23 protein-coding genes and 2 tRNA genes are annotated in these 25,532 nt (G+C 39.6%); 21 read left to right on the top strand and 4 right to left on the bottom strand.

The window, feature by feature from the left end:
- Positions 1–9: 9 nt before the first annotated feature.
- The 14 genes from BW721_RS05520 (at position 10) to BW721_RS05460 (ending at position 11,462) form a co-directional block, all read left to right on the top strand.
- Positions 10–82 (top strand) — tRNA-His (locus BW721_RS05520).
- 9 nt (positions 83–91) lie between these two features.
- Positions 92–163: transfer RNA gene (locus BW721_RS05515), tRNA-Gln, on the top strand.
- A gap of 291 nt (positions 164–454) precedes the next feature.
- Positions 455–1,621: an MFS transporter gene (locus BW721_RS05510; protein WP_076766908.1), complete on the top strand. Its 1,167-nt coding sequence runs from the start codon at positions 455–457 to the stop codon at positions 1,619–1,621.
- 69 nt (positions 1,622–1,690) lie between these two features.
- The gene (locus tag BW721_RS05505) at positions 1,691–2,797 is read left to right on the top strand and encodes an NADH-dependent flavin oxidoreductase (RefSeq protein WP_076766906.1); all 1,107 of its coding nucleotides are present in this window, start codon (positions 1,691–1,693) and stop codon (positions 2,795–2,797) included.
- A 134-nt stretch (positions 2,798–2,931) separates the two neighbouring features.
- The gene (locus BW721_RS05500; RefSeq protein WP_076766905.1) at positions 2,932–3,186 is read left to right on the top strand and encodes a hypothetical protein; all 255 of its coding nucleotides are present in this window, start codon (positions 2,932–2,934) and stop codon (positions 3,184–3,186) included.
- Between the two features lie 12 nt (positions 3,187–3,198).
- Positions 3,199–3,897, top strand: a complete 699-nt coding sequence (locus BW721_RS05495) for a DUF969 domain-containing protein (protein WP_076766902.1) — start codon at positions 3,199–3,201, stop codon at positions 3,895–3,897.
- 2 nt (positions 3,898–3,899) lie between these two features.
- Positions 3,900–4,841 carry a DUF979 domain-containing protein gene (locus BW721_RS05490; protein ID WP_083686789.1) on the top strand — a complete coding sequence of 314 codons (942 nt, stop codon included), beginning with the start codon at positions 3,900–3,902 and terminating at the stop codon, positions 4,839–4,841.
- A gap of 19 nt (positions 4,842–4,860) precedes the next feature.
- Positions 4,861–5,508: a pyroglutamyl-peptidase I gene (gene pcp / locus BW721_RS05485; RefSeq protein ID WP_076766899.1), complete on the top strand. Its 648-nt coding sequence runs from the start codon at positions 4,861–4,863 to the stop codon at positions 5,506–5,508.
- 225 nt (positions 5,509–5,733) lie between these two features.
- On the top strand, positions 5,734–6,006 hold the full coding sequence (locus tag BW721_RS05480) for a hypothetical protein (protein WP_156892195.1): 273 nt from the start codon (positions 5,734–5,736) through the stop codon (positions 6,004–6,006).
- Between the two features lie 36 nt (positions 6,007–6,042).
- On the top strand, positions 6,043–6,900 hold the full coding sequence (locus tag BW721_RS05475) for a methyltransferase domain-containing protein (protein WP_076766895.1): 858 nt from the start codon (positions 6,043–6,045) through the stop codon (positions 6,898–6,900).
- A gap of 229 nt (positions 6,901–7,129) precedes the next feature.
- Positions 7,130–8,281: a tRNA epoxyqueuosine(34) reductase QueG gene (queG, locus tag BW721_RS05470; RefSeq protein WP_156892194.1), complete on the top strand. Its 1,152-nt coding sequence runs from the start codon at positions 7,130–7,132 to the stop codon at positions 8,279–8,281.
- A gap of 21 nt (positions 8,282–8,302) precedes the next feature.
- Positions 8,303–8,812: a tRNA (uridine(34)/cytosine(34)/5-carboxymethylaminomethyluridine(34)-2'-O)-methyltransferase TrmL gene (trmL, locus tag BW721_RS11780; protein ID WP_156892193.1), complete on the top strand. Its 510-nt coding sequence runs from the start codon at positions 8,303–8,305 to the stop codon at positions 8,810–8,812.
- Between the two features lie 267 nt (positions 8,813–9,079).
- Positions 9,080–10,603, top strand: coding sequence for a hypothetical protein (locus tag BW721_RS05465; RefSeq protein WP_076766893.1), 1,524 nt, complete (start codon positions 9,080–9,082; stop codon positions 10,601–10,603).
- 16 nt (positions 10,604–10,619) lie between these two features.
- Positions 10,620–11,462 carry an aldo/keto reductase gene (locus BW721_RS05460; protein ID WP_076766891.1) on the top strand — a complete coding sequence of 281 codons (843 nt, stop codon included), beginning with the start codon at positions 10,620–10,622 and terminating at the stop codon, positions 11,460–11,462.
- Between the two features lie 249 nt (positions 11,463–11,711).
- Here BW721_RS05460 and BW721_RS05455 read toward each other — a convergent pair whose 3' ends face one another.
- Positions 11,712–13,046 carry a hemolysin family protein gene (locus tag BW721_RS05455; RefSeq protein WP_076766889.1) on the bottom strand — a complete coding sequence of 445 codons (1,335 nt, stop codon included), beginning with the start codon at positions 13,044–13,046 and terminating at the stop codon, positions 11,712–11,714.
- A 381-nt stretch (positions 13,047–13,427) separates the two neighbouring features.
- Between BW721_RS05455 and BW721_RS05450 the strand changes: the two genes are divergently transcribed.
- The 5 genes from BW721_RS05450 to BW721_RS05430 all read left to right on the top strand — a co-directional run bounded on the left by BW721_RS05450 (position 13,428) and on the right by BW721_RS05430 (position 21,127).
- Positions 13,428–15,515: a PBP1A family penicillin-binding protein gene (locus tag BW721_RS05450; protein WP_076766887.1), complete on the top strand. Its 2,088-nt coding sequence runs from the start codon at positions 13,428–13,430 to the stop codon at positions 15,513–15,515.
- Positions 15,516–15,611: 96 nt separating this feature from the next.
- On the top strand, positions 15,612–15,974 hold the full coding sequence (locus tag BW721_RS05445) for a YlbF family regulator (RefSeq protein ID WP_198031410.1): 363 nt from the start codon (positions 15,612–15,614) through the stop codon (positions 15,972–15,974).
- Positions 15,975–16,096: 122 nt separating this feature from the next.
- Positions 16,097–17,344 (top strand): metallophosphoesterase family protein, encoded by a 1,248-nt coding sequence (locus BW721_RS05440; RefSeq protein ID WP_076766883.1) that lies wholly within the window; start codon positions 16,097–16,099, stop codon positions 17,342–17,344.
- Positions 17,341–20,136: an ATP-binding protein gene (locus BW721_RS05435; RefSeq protein WP_076766881.1), complete on the top strand. Its 2,796-nt coding sequence runs from the start codon at positions 17,341–17,343 to the stop codon at positions 20,134–20,136. Before BW721_RS05440 ends, BW721_RS05435 begins: the two co-directional genes overlap by 4 nt.
- A 76-nt stretch (positions 20,137–20,212) precedes the next feature.
- The gene (locus BW721_RS05430) at positions 20,213–21,127 is read left to right on the top strand and encodes a 3'-5' exoribonuclease YhaM family protein (protein WP_076768652.1); all 915 of its coding nucleotides are present in this window, start codon (positions 20,213–20,215) and stop codon (positions 21,125–21,127) included.
- Positions 21,128–21,381: 254 nt separating this feature from the next.
- Here BW721_RS05430 and BW721_RS05425 read toward each other — a convergent pair whose 3' ends face one another.
- The 3 genes from BW721_RS05425 to BW721_RS05415 form a co-directional block, all read right to left on the bottom strand.
- Positions 21,382–22,320: a peptidylprolyl isomerase gene (locus tag BW721_RS05425; protein WP_076766879.1), complete on the bottom strand. Its 939-nt coding sequence runs from the start codon at positions 22,318–22,320 to the stop codon at positions 21,382–21,384.
- Positions 22,321–22,509: 189 nt separating this feature from the next.
- Positions 22,510–22,857, bottom strand: a complete 348-nt coding sequence (locus BW721_RS05420; RefSeq protein ID WP_076766877.1) for a YtxH domain-containing protein — start codon at positions 22,855–22,857, stop codon at positions 22,510–22,512.
- A complete protein-coding gene (locus tag BW721_RS05415; protein ID WP_076766875.1) occupies positions 22,857–23,294 on the bottom strand; it encodes an HIT family protein in 438 nt (145 codons plus the stop codon). Before BW721_RS05415 ends, BW721_RS05420 begins: the two co-directional genes overlap by 1 nt.
- Positions 23,295–23,420: 126 nt before the next feature.
- On the opposite strand from BW721_RS05415, the gene BW721_RS05410 reads away from it, so the two are divergent.
- Both BW721_RS05410 and BW721_RS05405 read left to right on the top strand, forming a co-directional pair.
- A complete protein-coding gene (locus BW721_RS05410; RefSeq protein WP_076766873.1) occupies positions 23,421–24,158 on the top strand; it encodes an ABC transporter ATP-binding protein in 738 nt (245 codons plus the stop codon).
- Complete coding sequence (locus BW721_RS05405) at positions 24,155–25,369, top strand: ABC transporter permease (RefSeq protein ID WP_076766871.1); 1,215 nt, start codon at positions 24,155–24,157, stop codon at positions 25,367–25,369. The genes BW721_RS05410 and BW721_RS05405 overlap by 4 nt, the downstream gene beginning before the upstream one ends.
- Positions 25,370–25,532 lie beyond the last annotated feature (163 nt).

Genomic DNA, 25,532 nt, shown 5'->3' with positions numbered 1-25,532 from the left:
TGAATTTTGGCGATTGTGGCGAAGTGGTTAACGCACCGGCTTGTGGCGCCGGCATTCGTGGGTTCGATTCCCATCAGTCGCCCTCTTTTAGTGGGGTATAGCCAAGCGGTAAGGCAACGGACTTTGACTCCGTCACTCGTTGGTTCGAATCCAGCTACCCCAGTTATAATATAACGGTAAGACTCAGGAAGATTTCTCTTTCTGAGTCTTTTTTTGTGTTTAAAGATAGAATGAAAGTGAATAGAAATCAAAAAAAATCACTTCTATTCACTCAAAACAGCAAAATGAGTTAATAGAAACTGAAAATAGTCCCTGAACTTCCTCCAATCGACAAAATTAAGCGATGTAAGAGGTTTGGGTCAATTGAAAAGGATTCGTAGCTATTGTCGAGCTATAGGGTCGTTCATTTATAATAAAGAAAACGCTTTATTATAAATGGAATCGAGATGATGAGATGCGCTTATTATTAAAAGTAGGTTTATTATCAGTTTCTTTATTGGTTACAACGGCTGGAGCTATCACAGCTAACTTGCCGTCTATTATTGCAGAATATCCACAGATCAACAGCGTTATGATTGAATTTATGATGACGATGCCGTCATTATTGACCATTTTAACAGTATTATTTAGTCATCGATTAGCCAAAATAGTGGGCTATAAGAGTCTTGTTATTTTTGGAATCGTCTTATTATTAGTTGCAGGTGTCTTACCATATTACTTCCATTCGATCTGGTTATTAGCATTGAGTCGCGTGTTATTCGGTGTTGGGATTGGTTTGTTTCATCCTTTGCTTTTTTCATTTGCGACAACTTTTTTTGAAGGTGATGAATTAGCGAAGGTAATTGGTTTACAGAGTGCTTGTGAAGGGTTAGGTGGGATGTTTTCAACCTTTATAGTAGGACTGTTGCTCGTTAATGGCTGGCGCAATTCCTTTTTTGTCCATCTATTGGCGATTCCAGTTTTAGTCTTGTTCATGATTTTTGTACCTCGTATTCAAGTAAAGGATAAGCCAGTAATGAAACATAAAACAGCTGATCAATCGTCATCTCCAATTTGGAGACAAATGTTATTGGTAGTCGTAGCGATGAGTTTATATATGGTCGTTGGTGTCAAAATAACGGCTATTTTAATGGAGAAAGGCTATGGAAGTGCGACAAGCAGTAGTAATTTACTCGCTTTAATCGGTTTAGGAGCAATGGCTGCTGGACTTTTATTTTCAAAAGTCACACTTACCACTAAAAAATGGACGATACCGATTTCCTTATTAAGCTTGTCATTAGGGATGTTGTTATTTGCATACTCATCAAATCTTCTTACTGATGGGGTGGCAGTCATTTTGTGTGGGTTTTCGGCACGAACCTTTTTCCCTTTCTTGATGAATCAGGTCAATCAAAATGATGATGGGAATAAGGAGCGTAATACCTCGCTTTTATTGATCGGGAATAATATTGCGATTGCGTCTGCTCCGATTAAAATTGCTGCTTTGCAGGCTATTAATCCACTAGATGGGAATGTGGGGTTATTGATTAGTGGCGCGCTGATTTTAATTGTTATTGCGGCTATGAGTGCCGTTAAGATCTATCTGAAAGCAAGTCTTTCAACGTCAACCGAAATTAACTAGTACTCAATTGGTAATCCTAGCTCTTTCACGATAAAATAGTAAGTAAGAACTAAATAGGGAGAGTTGAGGATGACTAATATTAATCAAAAAGTAACGTTTTCACGTGGTTTAGAATTAAAAAATCCGCTTGTTATGGCGCCGATGACAACAAAAATGAGTTTCTATGATGGCGTTGTGACCAAGGATGAGCTGGATTATTATGCGCTTCGCTCTGGTGAACTAGGAGCAGTCATTACTGCAGCAGCTAATGTTCAAGAAGTAGGGAAAGGTTGGGAAGGCGAGCTTGGTGTTTATGATGATAAATTTATTCCAGCTTTGTCTCGTTTAGCGTCTACCATTAAACAAAGTGGTACTAAAGCGATTCTCCAAATTTTCCATGGTGGTCGTATGACCAATTCAACTGTTACAAGAGGGCTTCAAGTTGTTTCAGCCAGCGCTATAGCAGCAGAACGTCCGGATGCTGAGACACCTAGAGCACTAGAGCATGATGAGATACTCCAAGTGATTCAGGACTTTAAAGAAGCGACGATCCGTGCGATGAAGGCGGGCTTTGACGGTGTTGAGCTGCACGGCGCTAATACTTACTTGATTCAGCAGTTCTTCTCGCCACACTCTAACCAACGAAATGACGAGTGGGGAGGTAGCCTAGATAAGCGCTTTAACTTTATCAATCACTTAGTTGATACAGTAACAGCGGCTGTTGACGAAAGCGGACAGAAAAATTTTATCGTTGGCTATCGTTTTTCACCTGAAGAGTATGAAACACCGGGGATTCGCTTCGAGGACAGCTTATATTTGGTGAATCAGTTGGCCAACAAACCGCTCGACTACCTCCATATTTCTTTGAACGACTATACAAAAATATCACAGAGCACCGACTATCAAGACAAGAGCATGCTAGCTTACGTTTATGAAAAAATAAATGGGCGTCTGCCGTTGATCGGTGTTGGTGATGTCCGAACAAGAAAGGATGCGGAAGCTCTTCTAGAATATGCGGACATCGTAGCAGTTGGGCGTTCGCTATTGATTGATCCTAACTGGGCGAGCAAGGTCTTGAATAATAATGAGGATAAGATTCGGAAACAAGTGTCGCTAGATGATAAAGAAAAACTAGCCCTGACAAATGGGGTATGGGGCTTTATGGAAGCGATGATGGGTGATCGAATTCTAGATTAATATAAGTAGTCAAAAAGCTGGGTTTCCAGCTTTTTTTTTGTCTATTTTCATACATTCGGATTCTAGGTGTTAATTATTTTTTAAGTCCTAATGAATTTGTTATAATTGAACTAGTAAGAAAAGGAGGAAGTGTGATGAGGAAGAACGACAATAAATTATCTGAACAAGAGAAAGCAGCTGACCAAGTCAAACAAGATGAACTTATAACGGATCATTCTATTGAAGATATTACTGAAAATAAACAAACTGGGTCAGCAACTACTTACTGGTTGCCAATTGGGATTGGAATCGGCTTAGCTGTTGGTGTTGCAATAGACAAAATGCTCTTGGGCTTAGTGTTTGGGTGTTTATTCGGCGTTCTAGCCAGTGTGTTGTTTAAGAAACGATAGGAGTGGGTTACCGTGGAATGGATTAAATTAATAGGTATTGTCATTATTGTCATAGGATTTTTATTAAAGTTAGATACGATTGCAGTTGTATTAATTGCTGCAGTTGTAACAGGATTAGTATCGGGGATTTCCTTTGTTGAAATTCTAGAAATTTTAGGGAAGGCATTTGTTGATAATCGCTTAGTTACTTTGTTTTTACTAACCTTGCCAATGATCGGTTTGTCCGAACATTTTGGCTTAAAGGCGCAAGCGACTAATTTGATTCAAAAAATTAATGGGTTAACATCAGGGATTATGTTGATTATTTATCAAGTGATTCGTGAGATTGCTGCTTTCTTCTCTATTCGTGTTCAAGGGCAAACGCAGTTTGTACGTCCTATTGTAGATCCAATGGTTCAAGCTGCTGCCCAAACGAAATATGGTGAGCTAGATGAAGATGATGTGGATTTATTAAAAGCACAAGCGGCTGCTTCAGAAAACTTTGGGAACTTTTTCGCTCAAAATACCTTTATTGCAGCGTCAGGTGTCTTGTTAATTTCAGGTACGATGGAATCGTTAGGTTACGATATTTCTCCGGTTGCGGTGGCACAAGCTTCGATTCCTGTGGCACTGATTGCGTTACTTTTAGCATCCCTAAATTATTTGCGAATTGATAAAAAGTTAGAACGTAAATATAAAAAACGTGCTAACAATCAAAAGGGGGATGACTAATTATGTCTGCAGAATACATTACAGAAACGTTAGTACCGTTATTGCTTGAATTGTTCTATATTTTAATTGGACTACAGTTGTTCTACACGGCATTTTGTGTTTTACGTCAAAAAGATCATCCTGCTCGTCTAGGAACGGCTGCATTTTGGATTTTACTCGGCTTATTGTTTGCAGGTGGAAAAATCATTCCAAATGCTATTAGCGGTGCTTTCTTGCTAGCTATGGGTGCTTTGACTTTATTTAAACAGGTAAAACTTGGCAAGATTGAATCGAATTCTGATGAAGAACAGGCTCTTTATGCTAAGAAATTTTCCAACAAGGTTTTCTTGCCAGCTGTTATGCTCGCTATCGCAGCTGTTTTAATTGCCCAATTCACACCGTTTGGCGGTCAAGTTGGGATTGGATTTGCGGCCGTGTTATCGCTTGTATTAGCTATGCTCATTTTCAAAGCTTCGCCGAAACTAACCTTAAAAGAATCTGACCGCATGGTTCAACAAGTGGGAACTGTTGGTATTTTACCGCAATTGTTGGCAGCCTTAGGTGTGTTGTTTACGACAGCTGGTGTAGGCGATGTGATTGCGGAAATGATTTCTGGTTTTGTACCGGAAGGAAATCGTTTCGTTGGCGTTATTGCCTATGTTTTAGGTATGGTTATCTTTACCATGATTATGGGGAATGGCTTTGCAGCCTTTACGGTTATTACAGCGGGTATTGGGGTACCTTTTGTGATTGCGCAAGGAGCAGATCCAGTTATTGCCGGTGCCTTAGCGATGACGGCTGGATTCTGTGGAACATTAATGACACCAATGGCAGCTAACTTCAATGCACTTCCAGCAGCCTTATTGGAAATGAAAAATCCAAATGGTGTTATTAAAGCTCAAACACCAATCGCCCTAGTCTTAATTGTTGTTCATATTGCCTTGATGTATTTCTGGGCATTTTAATTAAAGGAGGAAATAGACCATGAAAATTTTAGTAACAGCATTTGATCCTTTCGGAGGAGAAAAAATTAATCCAGCTCTTGAAGCGGTGAAATTATTAGCTGACGAGATTGCTGGCGCAGAAATTGTTAAATTGGAAATTCCAACTGTTTTCCATAAATCTGCTGAAACGATGCGTGAAAAAGCTTTGGAGATTAATCCAGATATGATTCTATGTGTAGGGCAAGCGGGTGGACGCTTTGCTTTAACACCTGAACGTGTGGCAATCAACCAAGATGATGCCCGCATTGAAGATAATGAAGGCAATCAACCGATTGATGTTCCGATTCAAGCGGATGGGGCTTCTGCTTACTTCTCAACCTTACCGATTAAAGCTATGGTTGACCGTATAAAAGCAGCAGGTATACCAGCAGCAGTATCGAATACAGCAGGAACATTTGTCTGCAACCACATCATGTACCAAGCTCTTTATCTGACTGAGAAGGAATTGCCAGGAACACAAGCAGGCTTTATCCATGTTCCGTTTATTCCAGAACAAGTTGTCGATAAACCTGAAAAACCGGCGATGAGTATTGAAGACATTGCCAAAGGGCTGACAGCTGCTCTTGAAGCCATGGTTGAATTTCATGGTAAGGAAGATTTAAAAGCAGTAGGCGGCGCAACTCACTAATCAGTAAAAATGGACTGAGATTCTACTCTCGGTCCATTTTTTTTGATAGACTAGGGGATTATAAGTTCAGCCATCAATGTCTAGCTCCCAAGTCCTGGCCTACTGAAAAAAAGATAAATTTGCCCCATTGCGCGCTTCGCTGCTCATTCAGGGTCAAATTTCCTATTTTTTCATAGGCCAAGGCGGACTTGTCCGCTTTTCTTATTTATAAAAAGACCTCGTATAATGGTTTCTCGAGCTCATTTCTGTTATATTTTAGGTGCAAGTCTTGTAATGGCAGCTCTCGGGGCGGCTGGATTATTAGGTTTGCAATGTTTTTATTTAGAGAATCCTAAACTAGCAAGTTTGTTCTCTTTCCAAAATGACGAAGGTCATTTAATTAAAGTTTTGATCGTCATCGCTGTTTCCTTTACTTTTGTATTAGCTGTATTAACCTGGTTCAATACAGCTAATCCAAAAGTTTGGGAAAACTTCTCTGTCTATCATGAAGAAGTATAGTAAAATAGATGTAATTGCTTTTGAAGGAGTTTTAAGGTGAAAAAAATTGAATTAAGTGCGTTATTTTTAGAAGAACACTTAGACTTGTTCCAGTGTCCGGTTTGCCAACAAGCGTTTGAGGCAGTCATTGGAACAAGTTTGAATTGTGTGGCCAATCACCAGTTTGATTTGTCAAAAAAAGGCACCCTCCATCTATTGATGAAAGGCGGCCAAAATGATTACGATAAAGTCATGCTGACGAGTCGAAAAAATTTAGCCGCGACTGGCTTTTTCCATCCGATGTTGAATGTGGTAAAAGAAAAACTAGAAAGTCGATCGATTGAAGCTGTGTTAGATGTTGGTTGTGGAGAAGGGTCGCATTTACATTATTTAAACCAACAAGGATTGAGTGGGGCTAAAATTGGTTTTGATATTTCCAAAGATGCCATTCAATTGGCAGCCAGTCATTTCTTTGACGACGGCTTTTTTTGTGTAGCTGATTTGGCTCAGTCACCATTCGCCAAAACGCAATTTGACGCCATCATCAATATTTTATCGCCATCTCATTATGAAGAGTTCGATCGTTTGTTAAAGCCAGGTGGTTTAGTGGTGAAGGTGGTTCCTGATTCGGACTACTTGATTGAATTACGTCAACGCTTATATGGGGCAGACGATGACAAGCAGCATTATGAAAATGATTTGGTGATTAATCGCTTTAAAGAGGCCTATCCAAATTGCTTACATGATCATGTGACTTATGAAGTCCCTGTTACAAAAGAAGCTTTTTCTTGGTTAGTTGATATGACACCATTAACTTGGCACATAACGGAGGACAAGCGACAAGCTTTGTTGAAGAATCCATTGGAAAGCATGACGGTTTCGATGTCAATTCTCGTGGGGCAAAAAAAAGCTTGACGCTGACATTGATAAAAGTTATGTATAGACATAAAAGATATTTACAAGTTCATGTTAGCTTGCTATACTGTTACTATCATTTTGTTTCTAGTATCATTGCCATTATACATTAATACAAAATGAATCATCCAACGTATTGGTTTGCCGTGTCTATCACCGAATCTGTACGTTTTTTTGTGTTTTTATTAATGATATACTATTGAAAAAGAATATGAAGGAAGGTGAGTCAATGATGAATGCTGTTTTGAAAGAAGAAATTAAGGAAGCATGTCAGAAAATCGGTATTGATAAGATCGGTTTTACAACTGCTGATCCTTTTGATTATATGAAAGAACCTCTTTTGGAACAACATGCAAAAGGTCATACATCTGGCTTCGAACATCAAGTTATAGACGAACGACTCTATCCAGAACTTATTTTTGATCAACCTAAATCCATTATGTCGATTGCTTTGGCTTATCCAAGTAAGCCACTTGAAAAACCCGAACGAGTAAAAGGGGAAAGGCGTGGATCATTTGCTAGAGCATCGTGGGGAACAGATTACCATACGATTTTAAGGGATAAGATGAATCAACTGGTTGCATTTATTCAAGAACGGGTTCCAGATGCTCGCTTTAAGCCAATGGTCGATACGGGAGAATTGATTGATACGGTTGTTGCTCAACGTGCAGGACTTGGGTTTATTGGTCGAAACGGACTTTTAATTACGGAGGAGTTTGGAACTTACGTTTATCTGGGAGAAATTATTACCGATATTCCCTTCGAACCAGATGCACCGGGTGTTTTTGGATGTGGGGACTGTATGCGATGTGTGACTGCTTGTCCGACGGGTGCCTTACTGGGCAACGGTGAGTTGAACCCTAAAGTCTGTCTATCCTTCCAAACGCAAACGAAGGGTAATATGCCAGAAGAGTTCCGTAAAAAAATGGGCCATGTAATTTATGGCTGTGATATTTGCCAACAAAGCTGTCCTTATAATCGGGGCAAAGATTTCCACTTGCATCCAGAAATGGAGCCCGAACCAGACCGGGAAACACCAGTTTTACAACCGATGCTGACTATTTCTAACCGCGATTTCAAAGCGCGTTTTGGTGGCTTAGCAGGCTCTTGGCGCGGCAAGAAACCCTTGCAACGAAACGCCATTATTGCTCTAGCAAACTACCGAGACCGAACAGCTATCCCGCAGCTACTGCAGTTGATGGAACAAGATAGTCGACCTGTCATTCGGGCAACATCGGCTTGGGCGATTAGTCAGATTTTACGAGAGGTGACGACGGATATGCTTGATTTTTTCAAGGAAATATTGGAAAAAGAAGCTGATGAAGAGGCCCGTCTTGAAATTGAGAAAGCATTAAATAAATTGGAAGAATTAGCCGAATAGGCAATGAAGGAGACTGTATTAATGACTAACCATGTCGTTTTATTTGAACCACAAATCCCAGCAAATACTGGGAATATTGCAAGAACTTGCGCTGCTACAAACAGTCCGTTGCATTTAATCAAACCGCTTGGCTTTTCGATTGATGATAAGCATTTGAAACGTGCGGGACTGGATTATTGGAATGAGGTTGAAATCTACACTCATGACAACTTAGAAGCATTTTTAGAGTTTGTTGGACATCGCAAATTGTATTTGATTACGAAATTTGCTGAAAAGACCTATTCAGATGTAGATTATACTGCTGATGAAGATGTTTTCTTTATTTTTGGGAAAGAGACAACCGGTCTGCCGGAAGAATTTATGCATGAGCATGAAGCAGATTGCATACGTATTCCGATGAATGACGAGCATGTACGGTCGTTAAACTTGTCAAACACAGCATGTATGATTGTTTATGAAGCACTTCGCCAACAAGGCTTTCCTCAATTAGAAAAAAGCCATGTCTATGAAAATGATAAATTAAAAAAATAGAGAGTGCGATAAAAGGTGTTTAGCCCCGAATCGTTGGACCGAATAATCACAGGGTGGTCGTAGACCATCCGAGCATTATTTGGGAAACGCATGTCGGGGTTGCCTTTTGAAGCACGTTTTTAAGACGAAAAAAGGCGTTTAGGAATGATTTCCTAACGTCTTTTTTTATTGGAGGATCCTATAAAGTCTCTTAGCTAATCTTTGCAATGAAATCGCCACCTAAAAGAGGTATAATGGATTTACTATTTTCAAAGGAGTGATGGATGGATGTCAGTAGACACAGATTTACTTGCTTTACGAAATGGATCAGATATTCGAGGAATTGCGATTAGTACGGAGAAACATCAGGCTAATCTAACAAAAGAACGGGCGCGCCAGATTGGTTATGCCTTTGTAACATGGTTAGAGAGTCGAATGGGTCACTCTAATTCGTTAACGATTGCGATTGGTCAGGACAGCCGTTTATCAGGCGATGAGCTGAAAGAGGGCCTCATCGAGGGCATGCAGTCAGAAGGCTTGCATATTATTGATTGCGGTTTAGCGACGACGCCGGCTATGTTTATGGCAACTCTCTATGATGAGTTTAAGGTTGATGGCGCAATTATGATTACAGCTAGCCATTTGCCATTTGAATATAACGGATTGAAGTTCTTTACACCAACAGGTGGGGCAGAGCATGAGGATATCGAAGCGATTTTAGCCTTGGCGGCTGACTACTCAGAGGAACAAACTACTGGGCAACTTGCGACAGTTAGTCATCAAAACCTCTTGTCTGTTTATGCCAAAGACTTAGTGGAGAAAATCCGTAACGGAATTAAGCAGTCTGAAAATCCAGATAAACCATTAACTGGTCGCCACATTGTTGTGGATGCAGGAAATGGGGCAGGCGGCTTTTTCGTTGAGCAAGTTCTGAACGTTTTAGGAGCTGACACAAGTGGCAGTCAATTTTTAGATCCAGATGGTCGCTTTCCTAATCATGAATCTAATCCAGATAATAAAGAAGCTATGAACAGCTTAAAAGAAGCTGTTTTGAAATCGAATGCCGATTTGGGTATTATATTTGATACTGACGTTGACCGTTCAGCGCTCGTTGATTCTAACGGCCAAGCGCTTAACCGTAACAATCTAATTGCCTTAATTTCAGCTGTTTTATTAAAGGAACAAGCTGGTGCAACAATTGTTACAAACTCGGCGACATCCAAACATCTAGGGCAGTTCTTAGCTGACCGCGGTGGTAAGCACGACCTTTACCTGACGGGTTATCGTAATGTGATTAACCGTGCTATTGCACTGGATAAAGCTGGCGATAATGCTGTTTTGGCGATTGAAACAAGCGGACATGCTGCTATGAAAGAAAACTATTTTTTAGATGATGGTGCTTATTTAGTTGCAAAGCTACTGATGGCGGACGCGGCATTGTTGGCAGAAGGCAAATCACTAAGCGATTTGATTATTGATTTGAAACAAGCGGTTGAAACAACTGAGTACCGCTTTGTCATTGAGAAGGGTCCGATTGTTGAAAACGGGAACCGGATTATTAGCGACTTTAAGGACTTTTTAAGAGGAAAAGATGATATTGAATTAATTGAAGATCATCTTGAAGGTGTTCGTGCTAACTTCAGTGGAAAATATGGTGAAGGCTGGTTTATTCTGCGTTTGAGTTTACATGAACCATTATTGGTTTGGACGATGGAGAGCGATGAAAGAGGAAAACTACCAACATTAATAGAAGATTTAGTGCCTTTCTTTAGCCAGCAAGATGAACTTGATAAACATATAATCATTAAGTAATAAGGACGTGGACAATATGACAGTGTCAACAATTACGTTACATAACGGCATAGCGATCCCTCAAGTCGGATTAGGTGTGTTTTTAATGGAAGATGAAAATGAAACGGCTTGGGCAGTAAAACAAGCCATCCAAGTTGGCTACCGTCATTTTGACACGGCAGCGGCTTATGGTAATGAAGCAGTGTTAGGTCAAACTTTGAAAGACTGCGATGTGTGCCGTAAAGACTTATTTTTAACATCAAAAGTTTGGAACAACATGCAAGGCTATGAAAAAACCAAACAAGCTTTCCAAGAAAGTATTGATAAGCTTCAAACAGAGTATTTAGATTTATATCTGATTCATTGGTACGGTTTGGATGTGAAAGGGACTTGGCAAGCTTTGGAAGAATTGTACAAAGCTGGCAAAATTAAGGCGGTTGGTGTGTCTAACTTTACCATTGAGCATTTGGAATCAATGAAAGAGTACGCGACCATCAAACCGATGATTAACCAAGTTGAAACCCACCCTTATTTCCCACAAGATGAATTACATGAGTATATGGCAAAAGAAGGCATCGTTCACCAAGCATGGGGACCACTAAGCCAAGGCAAGAGTGACTTGCTATTGCATCCCGTATTGAAAGAAATCGGTGATCGCTATGGCAAAACACCTGCACAAGTTGTGTTGCGCTGGCACATTGATCGCCAAACAGTCATTATTCCTAAGTCTGTGAATCCTGGACGTATTGCGGAAAATATTAATTTATTTGATTTTGCGCTAACGGAAGAGGATATGGCGAAAATTGCTGACATTAATGTGGAAACTCGTTTTGGTCGCCAACCAAATGACCATGACTTTATTGAAAAGACATCAAAATAAGTAACGATTATAAGCTCCTTCGCCATTTCTAAGTGGTGAAGGAGTTTTTTGTAGACTGGTGTGGGATACAGTTCGAAAAAAACAGCTGTATCTTACACTTAGCTAGTCAAATGTACGATACAGCATATGGTCGGTGACCTGTATCGTACCTTTTGGACCGTGAATGTAAGATACAGCCAAAAAAATCTAGCTGTATCGTACAGCCAGACAAATAAAAAGAGCTTGGGACGTTAGCCCAAGCTCTTTTAGTTACTCTGCGTCGTCTTCGATAGCAGGTTTGTGATTGATAAAGACATCAATTAATTCAATTGAATTTTTCTCTTTTTGAATGACTTTAAATAAAATCCCTTTGTAGTGAATATCTTGACCGACTTGAATGTCGTATTTTTCATTGAGAATCCAGCCGCCAATTGTATCGACGTTATCTTCTTCAATCGCTAAGCCAAAGACTTCATTTACTTCGTCAATCAGCATACGAGCGCTGATGCGGTAGTGGTTTTCAGCAAGTTGGATAAATTCAGGTGTTTCTTCCGTTTCAAAGTCATCTGAAATGTCACCAACAATTTCTTCGACAATATCTTCAATAGAGATTAAGCCACTTGTTCCACCATACTCATCAATTAAAATAGCTAATTGATTACGTTCTTTTTGCATTTTCACTAACAATTCTTTAATTGGCAGTGTTTCAAAAACAGTGATGGCAGGACGAACATATTCGTGAATATCAAACTGTTCAGTCGTGCCAGTTTGAACGGCTTCAATATAAGCAGCGAAAATTTCCTTAGCATTAATAGTTCCTAATATGTTATCCTTGTCGCCTTCAACAACGGGATAACGGGTATAGCGCTCTTTTTGAACAGTTGCTGCAATATCTTCTAAGGAATCTTCAGCCCACAATACAGCCATTTCTGTACGTGGTACCATAATTTCACGAGCCATACGTTCATCAAAGTCAAACACATTTTCAACATATTGGTATTCTTCATGGTTAATTTCGCCACTCTTCAAACTTTCACTCATAATCATACGTAGCTCCTCTTCGGAAACATTATCATCAGATTCTGAGAACGTTTGGAAACCAAGTCCTTTTGAAATACCATTGGCCGTTTTATTTAAAATGAAAATTAAGGGATACATCACTTTGTACCAACTATTTAATGCTCGTGCTAGTTTTAGCCCAAGTTGTTCGGTTTTTGTAATGGCAATGTTTTTTGGAACTAGTTCACCGATAATAACTTGAATAGCCGTCAAAATCACGAAGGAAATGACAAATGACAAAAACGTTGATACTTGACGTGGCAGAGTAAAATTTTCTAGTAAGTGATCAAAAATCCGTTTAAAGGTTGGATCACCCAACCAACCAAGACCTAATGATGTAATCGTTATACCGAGTTGGGTGGCAGATAGATAAGTGTCGAGTTTAACGGTCATATTTTTTAAGATTTGAGCTTGTTTGTTTCCATTATTAATTAAAAAGTCGAGACGTGACGGACGAATCCTTACTAAGACGTACTCGGACATTACGAAAAATGATGCGATAAATAAAATAACAAAAAACAAAATTAATCCACTTGTTATTGACATATGTTGGGCTCAGAAACTGAGCGTCACCTCCTAATAGTGCTATTTCAATTTATGAAATAGGTGTAAGAAAGCTTCTGGTAGGTAAAGATAGGGTGTGGAAACGACCAAAAGCAAACATCTTCCATGCTTGGTTTTGGTCTATCATTCTTTTACTTTTGTTTGGCACTGCCCCATGTCATCACCCACCTATCAACAATTTAACAAAAAATTAGCCTTATTTAATATAAACTATGATAAAATTATAAATCAAATCGATAAATTTGCAATGGTGACTCATTGATTCAGCGAAAATATTAGTCACATACAACTAAAGTCGGTTTGAAAGTCGAGGAAAAAGGGCTAGAATAGATGGTAGGTAAGTAGATTGTTTTTTATTAAAGGATGACGATGATGAAAAATGAATGGAAAGAAAAAATAAAAAAATGGCTGTCGCAGTTGTATGCTAAATTGAAAAACTTTTGGCGACGCTATCGTGTTAATAAGTTAGTGGTACTTGTCTCCTTAATAGGCGTTTTAATAGGGAGCAGTTATTTGGTTTATTTAGCCAAAACTGCTGATGTGGAAAACTTAAGGGCAGGTTTAGAACAAACGACTGTTGTCTACGACCGTTACGGCCAAGAAGCAGGGGAACTTTATTCTCAAAAAGGCACGTTTACTACCTTACAGGACATTTCACCTTATATTCAGGATGCCGTTATTTCAACAGAGGATAAACGGTTTTACACCCATAAAGGGGTCGATCCGATTGGGATTGCTCGTGCCGCAGTTGGCATTGTTTTAAACCGAGGAGCGATTACAGGTGGTGGCTCAACTATTACCCAGCAGCTAGCGAAAAATGCTTATTTAACCTTGGATCAGACACTAATTCGAAAGGCAAAAGAGTTATTCTTAGCCTTTGAAATTGAGAAAAAGTATGAAAAAGAAGAGATTTTAGAGATGTATCTGAATAATTCCTACTTCGGAAACGGGGTATGGGGTGTGGAAGATGCGTCGCAAAAATACTTTGGTAAATCAGCTTCAGAGGTCACTCTTTCAGAAGCGGCTGTTTTAACCGCTATGTTAAAAGGCCCGAGCTTGTATAATCCAATTGATGATTATGAAGCGAGCATTAACCGCCGTGATACAGTTTTACAATTGATGGCTGATAATGGCTTTACTGATCAAGCAACAGCGGATGCGGCTATGGCGGAAGGTATCTATCTTTATGATAACTATGCCTCATACTCTAGCTATAATTATCCTTATTATTTTGATGCGGTTATTGAAGAAGCAGTTTACACTTACGGTATTGATGAGGAAGATTTATTGAATCGTGGCTATAAAATTTATACAGGTTTAGATCAAGATTACCAATACCAAATGGACCAAACCTATGATTATGCTTATTTTATTGACGGTGCGGATGGTACACTGATGCAAAGTGCGTCAGTTGCTATTGAGCCGTCAACTGGTGACGTGTTAGCAATGGTAGGTGGGCGCGGTGAGCACACGTTCCGTGGATTTAACCGTGCCACTCAAATGAGTGTGCCACCAGCTTCAACCATTAAACCATTGTCTATTTATACACCTGCACTAGAAGCAGGATATGATGTGGACAGTATGATTATGGATGATGACACGCTGACATATGGGCCAACTGATTATGATGTTAAGAATTATGACCGTTACAGTGCGTATGCAGAAATTCCCATGCACCGAGCGATTGTAGAAAGTAAAAATACGACGGCAGTTTATTTGCTCGATAAAATGGGCATTGACAAGGCCGTTAACAAATTGGCTCAGTTTGGGATTCCTGTTCGTGAAGAAGATAAAATTTACGGCGATATTGCCCTTGGGGATATGGATGGGGTGTCGCCACTTCAAATGGCGAGTGCGTATTCAACGTTTGCTAATGATGGTTTGCGAGCAGATCCGCGTATTATTACGAAAATTGTGGATGCGACTGGTGCAGTGGTGGTCGACAATACGGCTGTTCAAACAACGCGTGTGGTATCTTCGGAAATCGCTAATAAAATGACGTCGATTTTACTTGGTGTTTATGCGCCGGGTGGAACGGGTTATGGCGCGCAACCTTATAATGGCATGCAAGTCGCTGGTAAAACGGGGACGTCTGAGGCTATTGGAGAAGATGGGCCTTACGATCGGACGAAATGGATGATCGCTTATACGCCAGATATTACGGTGGCAACATGGATTGGTTTTGACGAAACAACTAAAGAAAATAACTTGAGTGACATTGGGATGATGTTCTACAACTTATTTAGTAATGAGATGGGGAATTTACTTAATGTGAGCCCAAGTACGACCTTCGCAGTCGGAACTGTTGATGAGGAATTGGGTAATCAAACCCCTGAAAGCAGTTGGGTTGATCGAGTGGATGGCTTCATTGATCAGTTTACGGAGTTTGGTGGAAAAGTAGAGGAAAAATCAAAAGAATGGTTTAACCGAGCTGTTGATTTCTTCCGCTAAAAAAAAAGAAAAAACGAACATATTTTCGGCTTTTTTATGGAAATTGATTACCATTAATGGTATGATTAAGAAAGAAAATTGCAAAGGACTGACATGATGAAAAATATTTATGATATCGCCTACGAATTAGAAAGCGCATTGCGTGAACAACCTGCATTTGCTGAACTCACAGAGTCATACAAAGCAGTTACTAAAGATGAGGAAGCAGCACAATTATTTGCAGACTTCACTCGTGTTCAACAAGAAATCCAAATGAAACAAATGAGCGGTGAAGGACTAACTGATGAGTTTATTCAAGAAGCACAAGACATTGCTGGTCGTGCATCAACCAATGAATTGATCAAAGGCATGATGACTGCAGAACAACAATTGAGCGTTGTTATCGAAGATATCAACAAAATTATTGTTCGCCCATTGCAAGAAATGTATGCAGAAAATGCACCACAAAACGAAGCATAATAGCTTAACATAAACATCTAGGCTTTGTCTTTTTGATACGGAGCTGGCTTGGAGAAGCCAGTTTCGTTAAAAAGGCAAAGCTTTTTTATTTGACTACAGATCTAATTGAAAGAGGTGAGAAGATGATTCGTTTTATCCATGCAGCTGACCTGCACTTGGACAGTCCCTTTAAAGGACTGAAAAAAATGCATCCTTCTTTATTTGACGCTATTCATCAATCAACATTTGCGTCTTTTAAAAAAATTGTCACAACAGCTATCGAAAAAAAAACGGATTTCGTCTTACTTTGCGGAGATATCTATGACGGGGAAAATCAAAGTGTCAAAGCACAGTCATTCTTTCGAGAACAGATGAAACGACTTCAAGCAGCACATATTCCGGTTTATCTTTTACACGGTAATCATGATTTTATGGGGAGAGACAGTTTAAGAATTCAGATGCCAGATAATGTCTCTATTTTTAAAACAGAGGTGGAAACCCAATTATTAACGACTGCCAGCCAAGAACGGGTTGCTATTAGTGGCTTTAGTTACCCATCACGTTGGGTGAAAGAGCGGATGATTAACCATTATCCGAGTCGGAAACGAGCAGTCGATTATCATATCGGTATGTTGCATGGTTTCTTTGAAGGATCCGCTTCAAAGGAGGACGTTTATGCGCCTTTTTCTATGGCGGATTTACTTGAACGCTCTTATGATTATTGGGCTTTAGGGCATATTCATAAGCGGGAAGTTTTGAACCAGCAGCCAATAGTAGCGTATTCAGGTAATACACAAGGGCGAAATCCGAATGAAAGTGGCGATAAGGGCGTTTATTTAGTTGAGTTGGAAAAAGGCAGCGAACCAACCATGACCTTTATCGAAACAGCTCCTATCGTTTGGAAAGAACAACAGTTGTCGTTGAAAGGATTATCTAGCTTACAAAGCGTTTACGCTGAAATTGAAGGCTGTTTAGAAAGAGCATCAGAAGCGAAGAAGACAGTCTTGTTATCGATTCGTTTCGATGATTATGATGGTCTCTCTAAAGACTTATTGGAACGAATTAAAGAGGGCGACTTGTTGGAAGGATTTAACCAACAGCAATCGGACAAAGGCATTTATCTCTACCATTTGTCGCTCAATCCGCTAAAGGAGCAATTTTTATTCCGTTATGATGAGGCCATGCAAGCTAGCTTTGAAAAAAGTGGTCATGCATTTAGGGAAAAGGACTACTTACAGACAATTTTACAAGACCTGTTTAAACATCCAAGTATGAGAGGTCGGTTTAGTGAGTTGGAACAGGACGAGGAGTTAGCTGAAACGATTATTCAATCGGCACGTAACTTATTGTTTGAAGACATTGCGTTTGAAGAAGGTGACGAAACAAGTTGAAAATTGAATCCATTGACATTTACGGCTACGGTAAGTGGTCACAACAGACATTCGATCAGCTAACTGATTTACAGGTTTTTCTTGGGGATAACGAGGCTGGTAAGAGTACCTTGTCTTCATTTATCCAAACCATCTTTTTTGGTTTTCCATCTGCCCGTAAGAAAGATAGCAATCTGTATCTGCCTAAACAAGGAGACAGCTATGGTGGCCGCTTGTTTCTCAGCGGCACACGGTTTGGCAAGGTAATTGTCGAACGGATGAAGGATCGCAACCGTGGTAAGGCAGTTCTTACCCATGAAAATGGTCAACAAGAAGTTGTCGATCATTTAGCCTCTTATTTGTTAGGTGTTGATCGTCAAACCTATGAGTTGCTCTATGTCTTTAAAATTGACCGTTTGCTGGATCTGTCACGTGTTAAGAAAGAAGATTTGAACCGTTATTTATTAGGCATTGGCACTAGCGGCAGTGAACAGCTCTTACAAATTGCTGAAGATTACCGTAAAGATGCTAAAAAAGAATTTTTACCAACAGGAACGAAGCCGCCCCTTAATCAGAAAATTAAGGAAACGGAGAACAAATGGCTTCAATTGCAAGATGCGAAAGCAAAAAATCGCGATTATGAAGGCCTATTAGTAAGAGCAGCTGACATTCAAGATGAGCTAGCTAAGTTAAGTCAAAAGCAAGAAAAATGGGAAGCGGAAAATCGTGATTTAAGTGAAGCCATTCGTTTGAATGATTATTATCTAGAATGGCGCCAACTTGAACAAGAGATTTCAGCTGTGGATGCTAGTCATCTGCCACCCAATGTTCGTCAACGTTGGGAATGGCTGCAAGAAAAGATAGCTGAGGAATTAAACAAGCAAACTGCCTTGCAAGAGCAAGAAAAACAAAGTTTGAAAGAATTAGACGACTTCAGCCAAGCTAAGTGGTATCGTGACCATCAAGCCGAATGGGATAGTCTTAATCATGCTTTTACTAAAATTTCCAGCGCGTTCAATGAGAGTCTCTTTTTAGAAAAGAACCGAAAAGAGGAAGAAGCTGAGCTGATTCTCTTTAAGCGGGCAATGGGACTTCACTCAGAGCAAATACTTCAGCCATTAACGGCAGAAGAGATGCAAATAGCAGAGACCTTACTTGAAAAAGAAAAGCAGATTTATCATGACTTAACTAACCTCAACCAAGTGATTAGTCAAAAAGAAAATCAGTTAGCTTCTTTAGAAATGAAGATAAAAGAACTTTCGGCTGACCGTTGGGATGAAGGTCGCTTTAAAGACTGGCAATCGAAAGCAGAACAAGGAAAGGCTGACGTGCAATCAAATAGCCTATCTATTCCGATGATGGTTAGTTTCGTAGTGGCGATTATCGCTACTATGATTGCTATTTTTGCGCCGGCACTAAGACTGGTCGCGATTGGAGCTGCTGTACTTTCTGTTGGTGCAGGGGTTTATTTCTCTAAAAAAGCTAAGGTGATGACTAATCATCCAACTGATGAATTTAATATGGCTGATTACATTCAGCAAGCTGCTCTGAGAGAGCGGCTCAAGGAATTGACAGTGGAGGAGCAAGGCGAACAGGAGAGCTTTATTCAACTGCTGAACCGCCAAGAAGAATTGGAATTGGCGCTTGAAAAGGAAAAAGATAATCAACGAGAGTGGCTCAATCAGGCGGCTTATCCGTTGAATTTTTCACTGGAAACGGTAGTAAGGGAAGAACCAGCTCAAAAAATTGCGGAGCGTGAGCAGAAGTTAAGTGCCATCAGTGAAAAGCAAGCTCTTATTGAGGCCAGCTTAGATCAATGGTTTGAAGACGCTGATTTTATTCGTCAGCAGCTAGGCTTAACTCACCTATCTCGCAGTGATTTTGTCGGGCAGTTTACGGAGCTACGCCAAGCGCTCATTTTAGAAGAAAATATGGCTAAGCATGCTGAAGAAAAGTTAGCGGCTATTACCGAACAAAAAGCGGATTTAGAAGCGAGTTTAGCTAAGCATCTGACAGAACGACAAGATATTTTGGAAGCAGCTAAGGTCGAAACGGAAGCGGAATTTTATAACTTGCTTCATGCTAAAGACCAACAGGCTGAACAAAAGAGACGGCAGAAGTTTTTAGATGAGCAGCTGCATGATAAAGAGGCGCTATTCAAGCGTTATCCTGATAAAGAGCAAGCACTGAAGCGTCTGGCTAATCATAAGAATCATTTAGTTGTTATTCAAGAGGACATTAAACGGCTTCAAAAAGAAGAAGTCAGCTGCCAACATGAGATTCGTTTGCTTGAGGAGGGTGGCACTTATAGCACGCTTCTACAAGAGTACGCGGTTGCTGAAACAGAAATGCGCGACATGATTGTTGACTGGGCCAAAAAAGTAGTCGCGGCCGAATGGTTAGAGGAAACACTGCGTTACGGCAAGGATGATCGGCTACCATTATTATTAGATGATATGACGGATTACTTTGTCCGACTGACAGCAGGTAACTACCGTCGAATTATTTTTAGAAAATCAGGCATTAAGGTCCAACATGCAAGTGGAACAATTTATGAGCCGTTTGAATTATCGCAAGGAACAGTGGAGCAACTTTATATTGCCATGCGGTTTGCCTTTATAAAAAACACTGCTGATATCGCCAATTTACCCATTCTGATTGACGATGGCTTTGTGAATTTTGACAGCAGTCGAAAAGCAACTATGTATGAATTAATGGCGGAACTCAGCCAGTCTATCCAAGTTTTCTTTTTTACATTTGATGACACTGTCGGCGAAATAATGAGTCAAGAGCAGATCAATGTGCTAAACTAATAGCGAGTAAAAAGGGAGTGTTACTGTGACTAAAAAAGTATTTGAATATAACCTAGATGAACCATTTGAATTGTTTATGTTAATTAAGGGCGCTGATGTCCGTAAGGCAAAAAATAATAAACCATTTATCGCTTTTACTTTCCAAGATAAAAGTGGTCAAATTGACGGCAAGTTTTGGGATGCTAAGGAAGAAGAAATCAATCGTTTCCAAGCTGGTGTGGTAGTGCATATTACGGGTAAACGAGAGATGTATCAAAATAATCCGCAATTGCGCATTAATAAAATGCGTTTAGCGCAAGCAGGGGAGCCATCATCTCCTGAGCTTTATATGGAACGTGCGCCGATTCGGACAGAGGATATGGTTGAAGAAATCAATCAAACCTTATTTGAAATAACAAGTGCACCGATTAATCGTGTGGTTCGATTCTTGATAAAGAAATTCCAAAAAGAATTTTTTGAGTATCCGGCTGCAAAACGCCATCACCATGCTTTTCCAGGTGGATTGGGCTTCCATACTATTTCGATTTTAAGAATGGCTAAAACAGTGGCTAAGTTGTATCCGTCTGTTAATCCATCGCTTCTATATAGCGGCGTGATTTTACATGATATTGGAAAGACAATCGAGTTAACGGGAAGTTTATCAACGGAATATACGTTGAAAGGCAACCTGATTGGTCATATTGTGTTAATTGATGAAGAAATTACTAAAGCCTGTGAAGCTTTGAAAATTAGTGACGACAATGAAGATATTATTTTATTGAAACACTTAGTTTTAGCTCATCATGGGAAAATGGAATTTGGTTCGCCAGTTAAACCGTATTTGCTTGAAGCTGAAATTATTCATCATTTGGACAATTTGGATGCTTCAATCAATATGATTGATACAGCCTTGCAACGGACAGCTGAAGGTAGCTTCAGTGAACGTATTTTTGGATTGGATAATCGAATGTTCTACAAACCAAACCCAAGTCACCCAACTTCAGCTGAATAAGTAAAAATAAGTAGCTCGTCAGGGAGCTACTTCTTTTTTTTGTAGGCTAATGTACGATACAGCTCGGATAAAAGGGCTGTATCGCGCATTTCAACTCGTAAATGTACGATACAAGCTAGCTAGAGGGAGCTGTATCTTACATATTGCTCCTCAAATGTAAGATACAGCCAACTTTTTTAGTTTGTATCGATCATATCCTACTCCCAACCATAAAAAACCAGACTTAGGAAGAACCCAAGTCTGGTTTAACTAAATTATTCTGCTGATTCTTCAGTTGCAGCTTCATCAGATGCTGCGTCTTCAACAGCATCTTCTTCAATAACTTCTTCTTTAGCTAGGAAAGCATCCATTGCTGATTTTAAATCTGTATCTTTAATAGAGATGTCAGCTTCTTTTAGGATAGCAGTCATTTGTTCATCAAGATAAGTTGAGTCAGACAATTTTTCTGACATCATCATTTCTCTGATGTTTTCTTCTTCCTCTTCGAATGTTCCTTTTTCAGGTTTTTCTGTTAAAAGGATGATATGGAAACCATATTCTGTCTCAACAGGTGTTTGCGTCATTTCGCCTTCTTTAAGTGCGAAAGCAGCTTCCTCAAATTCTGCTACCATTTGACCGCGACCGAATGAACCTAGTGATCCGCCATTTGAAGCCGATCCGTCAGTTGAGTGTTCTGCAGCTAGTTCTGCAAAGTCTGCGCCATCATTGATTTGTTTGATTAAGTCTTCAGCGACTGCTTTATCTTCTACTAAGATGTGAGAAGCTGTAATGTTAGGTTCGTATTCTTCATAGAAAGCTTGCACTTCTTCGTCAGTGAAGGTTGTTCTTGCGCGCAATGCGTCATCCATTAATAAGTTTAAGTGAATTTGGCTCGTATATTCTTCTTGAGAAGTGAAGCCCATTTGTTGGATTAAGCCTAGGAATGCATCCATGCCACCAACTGATTCGATTGATGCTAAAACTTCAGTTTCAGCTTGTTTTTTATATTCATTTTCGCCAACGACATTTTCTAAGGCCTGCGTTAAAATAAGACGTTGAATGGTGCTTTCCCCAACAGATGACTTCATTGATTCGTAAAGGTCGTCTTTTGTAATTGTATTTTCTCCAACCGTTGCTACGGTATCGCTAGATGCACAACCTGCTAACGTTATTGTTGCCAATAGGGCAAGTGCTGATGCTGTAAATTTCTTCATTCGATTGACACTTCCATTTCTTAAATTGTATCTATTTTATTTATAAAACGAACCTTTCTAACTATAACATACTGAGAATTCGAATGAAAAGAAATCTTTAAAAATGCTCTAAAGTTTCACACATTCTTCACGAACAGACTGAATTATGAAAAAAAAGAAGCCGGCCACTGACCAGCTTCATCATGCATGTTACTTCTGTAATTTTGCAGTTTCTTTTTCAACAGTGTCTGATAGTTGTGCAACTTGGTCAGTAATTCGTCTGATGCGAGGTTGATTTCGTTGTGAAAAGTCCTCGATAGATGTGGTCACTTCCTTTGAAAAGGTGTCAGCTACTAACATGCCTTCGTTTGATAAACGAGAAACAGCGCCTTGTAAATCGTTTAGGCTTTCTGCCAGTTCATTAACAGAATCTGTGTTGGTTTTGATATAGCTTTGTAAGCGGCGACGGTTTACCTCACCACTCTCCGGTGTGTTTAATAGGGCTACGAGGCCACCAACAATCGTTCCGAAAATTAACCCTTGAGTGAAGTTCTTCATCATGCTTCCTCCAATCTATTTTTTATAGCAGTTGCCATTGCTTGGAACGCTTCTTGGTCGAAGTCAGCTTCATGAGTTTGCCATTTCAAACCAAAGCCATCTACCGCAGTGTCTTCATAACGCGGAATCAAATGAATGTGCGAATGGAAGACGGTTTGGTGAGCAAGTTTGCCATTGTTATTTAAAAGATTCATACCTTTAATAGCTGGATCATGCTGTTTAATGGCTGTTGCAATAGCAGGGATTTTACTAAAAACGCGAGCTGCTAGCTCAGCATCATATTCAAAAATATCCGCCACATGTGTCTTAGGAATCAATAGCGTATGTCCCTTGCTGACTTGGGAAATATCCAAAAAAGCTAAAACATCATCATCTTCGTAAACGGTGTAACTGGGAATTTCCTTATTAATTATTTTACAAAAAATACAATCGGTCATCAAATACTACCTCATTTCTTTTGTTGTATTAACGTTACTTTACCACATCTGTTTTTTAAATGACACAATTTACCTACCGACCTATGTTATAATTATAGCAGTAAAAAAGAGAAGGGAAGACCCTGCATGACACTGACACTAAACGACCTAACAGGTGGTTACACTGCTATTCCTGTTATAAAAAACGTCTCATTTCAAATCAAAGCTGGCCAATTAACCGGCTTAATTGGTTTGAACGGAGCAGGAAAGAGTACCACTATTAAACACATTATCGGTTTGCTGACACCTTTTTCAGGCAACGTGACCATTAATAACAACCAACTAAAAGCAGATCCAGAAACTTACCGCAAGCAGTTTACCTTTGTACCAGAAACACCAGTTCTTTATGAAGAGTTAACCTTGAGAGAGCATATCGAAGTCACTGCGCTTGCTTATGACATGCCTTACGAAGAAGCCATGCAAAAGGCTGAGCGTTATATTAAAGCCTTTCGCCTTGAAGCGAAAATGGATTGGTTTCCGGCCTATTTTTCAAAAGGAATGAAGCAAAAAGTGATGCTCGTTTGTGCCTTTATGGTGGACGTTCCGCTATACGTGATTGATGAGCCGTTCTTAGGACTTGATCCACTGGGCATTCATACCTTTTTAGATATTATTAAAGAAAAAAAAGCAGCTGGTGCAGCGATTTTAATGTCTACCCACGTTCTCAGTTCTGCTGAGAGAGAATGTGATGATTTTGTTCTCCTTCATGAGGGAGAAGTCAAAGTAGCAGGGACTCTGGCTGATTTGCAAGCTAATATGAAGATGCCAGGAGCGACACTGGATGACCTTTATATCCAGTTAACAAAAGAGGAGACTGGCCTATGAGTTTTGACGACTTACTGATTAAACGGCGTAAAAAATATTTTAGCAAACTCAGTCGCTACGCCAAGTATGTCTTTAATGACCATTTTGTGCTTGTCCTTGTTTTTTTGTTAGGAGCATTAGCTTACCAATATTCTGAGCTGTTAAAAACATGGTCTGATCAACTTGTTATTGGGAAGATAGTCTGGATTATTGCCTTAAGTTTTGCGGTCTTTTTTGGAAAATTACTGACTCTAGCTGAAGCAGCAGACCAAGTCTTTTTAGTTGTTAAAGAAGAGAACTGGCAATCCTATATCAAGGCATCCAAAAAGAGAAGTATGGTTTTACCAACCACCTTCTTATTGCTGTTATTAGGAATGGCTATGCCTGTTTTGATATTAGCTGGTCGTAATGGCTCAATGGATTATCTGTTGATAGCATTCAGTTTAATGAGTTTAAAATGGAGTCACTTAACACTAGAAGAACTTGCTATTAGAAAAGAAGCAAGACCGAAAGCTGCTTATCTAAAAAAAGGACTATTCATGGTGACTGTTGTCGGTTTATCACTAGCCTTTTTCTGGAATAGTTTAGTGGCAGCACTCGTTAGCTTAGGTTGTGCAATCGGCTTACATATGTGGCTGAGTCGCTCAGTTTTTAAAAACCACCCACTCATTGATTGGGAAAATTTAGTGAACATGGAAGAAAACCGTCTTTCAAAAGTTAATCGACTGATTAATCTATTTACCGATGTTCCGCTAGTTAAAAACAAAGCGAAGCGACGGTTGTATTTAGATGGCTTAGTGAAGCTAATGTCGGGAAGTAATAACACCTATCAGTATCTCTATGCCCGCTTGTTTGCTAGAGGCGCTGATTATATTGGGCTTTATAGTCGTTTAGCTGTCATTGGTATGGGCATTCTACTTTTTTCTTCCCAAATTTATATGAGCTTGCTCATAAATGCGCTAGTATTATTTTTAATCGGTTTTCAATTGATTCCTTTCTACAACGAGCTAGACCAGCATATTCTCGCTCAATTGTATCCAAAAGCAGTCAAAGAAAAGCGTCAGGCCTTTAAACGGATTCTGTTTTATTTATTAGGGTTAGCTAGTGTGTTATTTTCATTAGCCACTCTAGTGGGAGCAGATTGGCTGATTGCTATCATTTCCGTTGGCACAAACCTTGGTTTTACAGTCTTTTTTGTTTTCTTTTACGTGGATAATCGTCTAGGAAAATAAATGTTTGATAAAATGTAAATAAATGGTAACTATGTTTACCTTGACGGAATGACGAAATGAACCTAAAATAAATGGTAGACTATTATGCCTGCTTAGGCAGGGCGATTAAAGACGATTAGAACGGATAGCTGTAGAATGGAATGAAGTGACTTTTCCCGTATAT

Origin of the sequence: Jeotgalibaca sp. PTS2502, from assembly GCF_001975685.1 — a bacterium.
In the GTDB taxonomy this organism is placed as follows: domain Bacteria; phylum Bacillota; class Bacilli; order Lactobacillales; family Aerococcaceae; genus Jeotgalibaca; species Jeotgalibaca arthritidis.
Note: the sequence above shows the minus strand (reverse complement) of the source record. Positions and strands in the feature narration are given on the sequence as shown.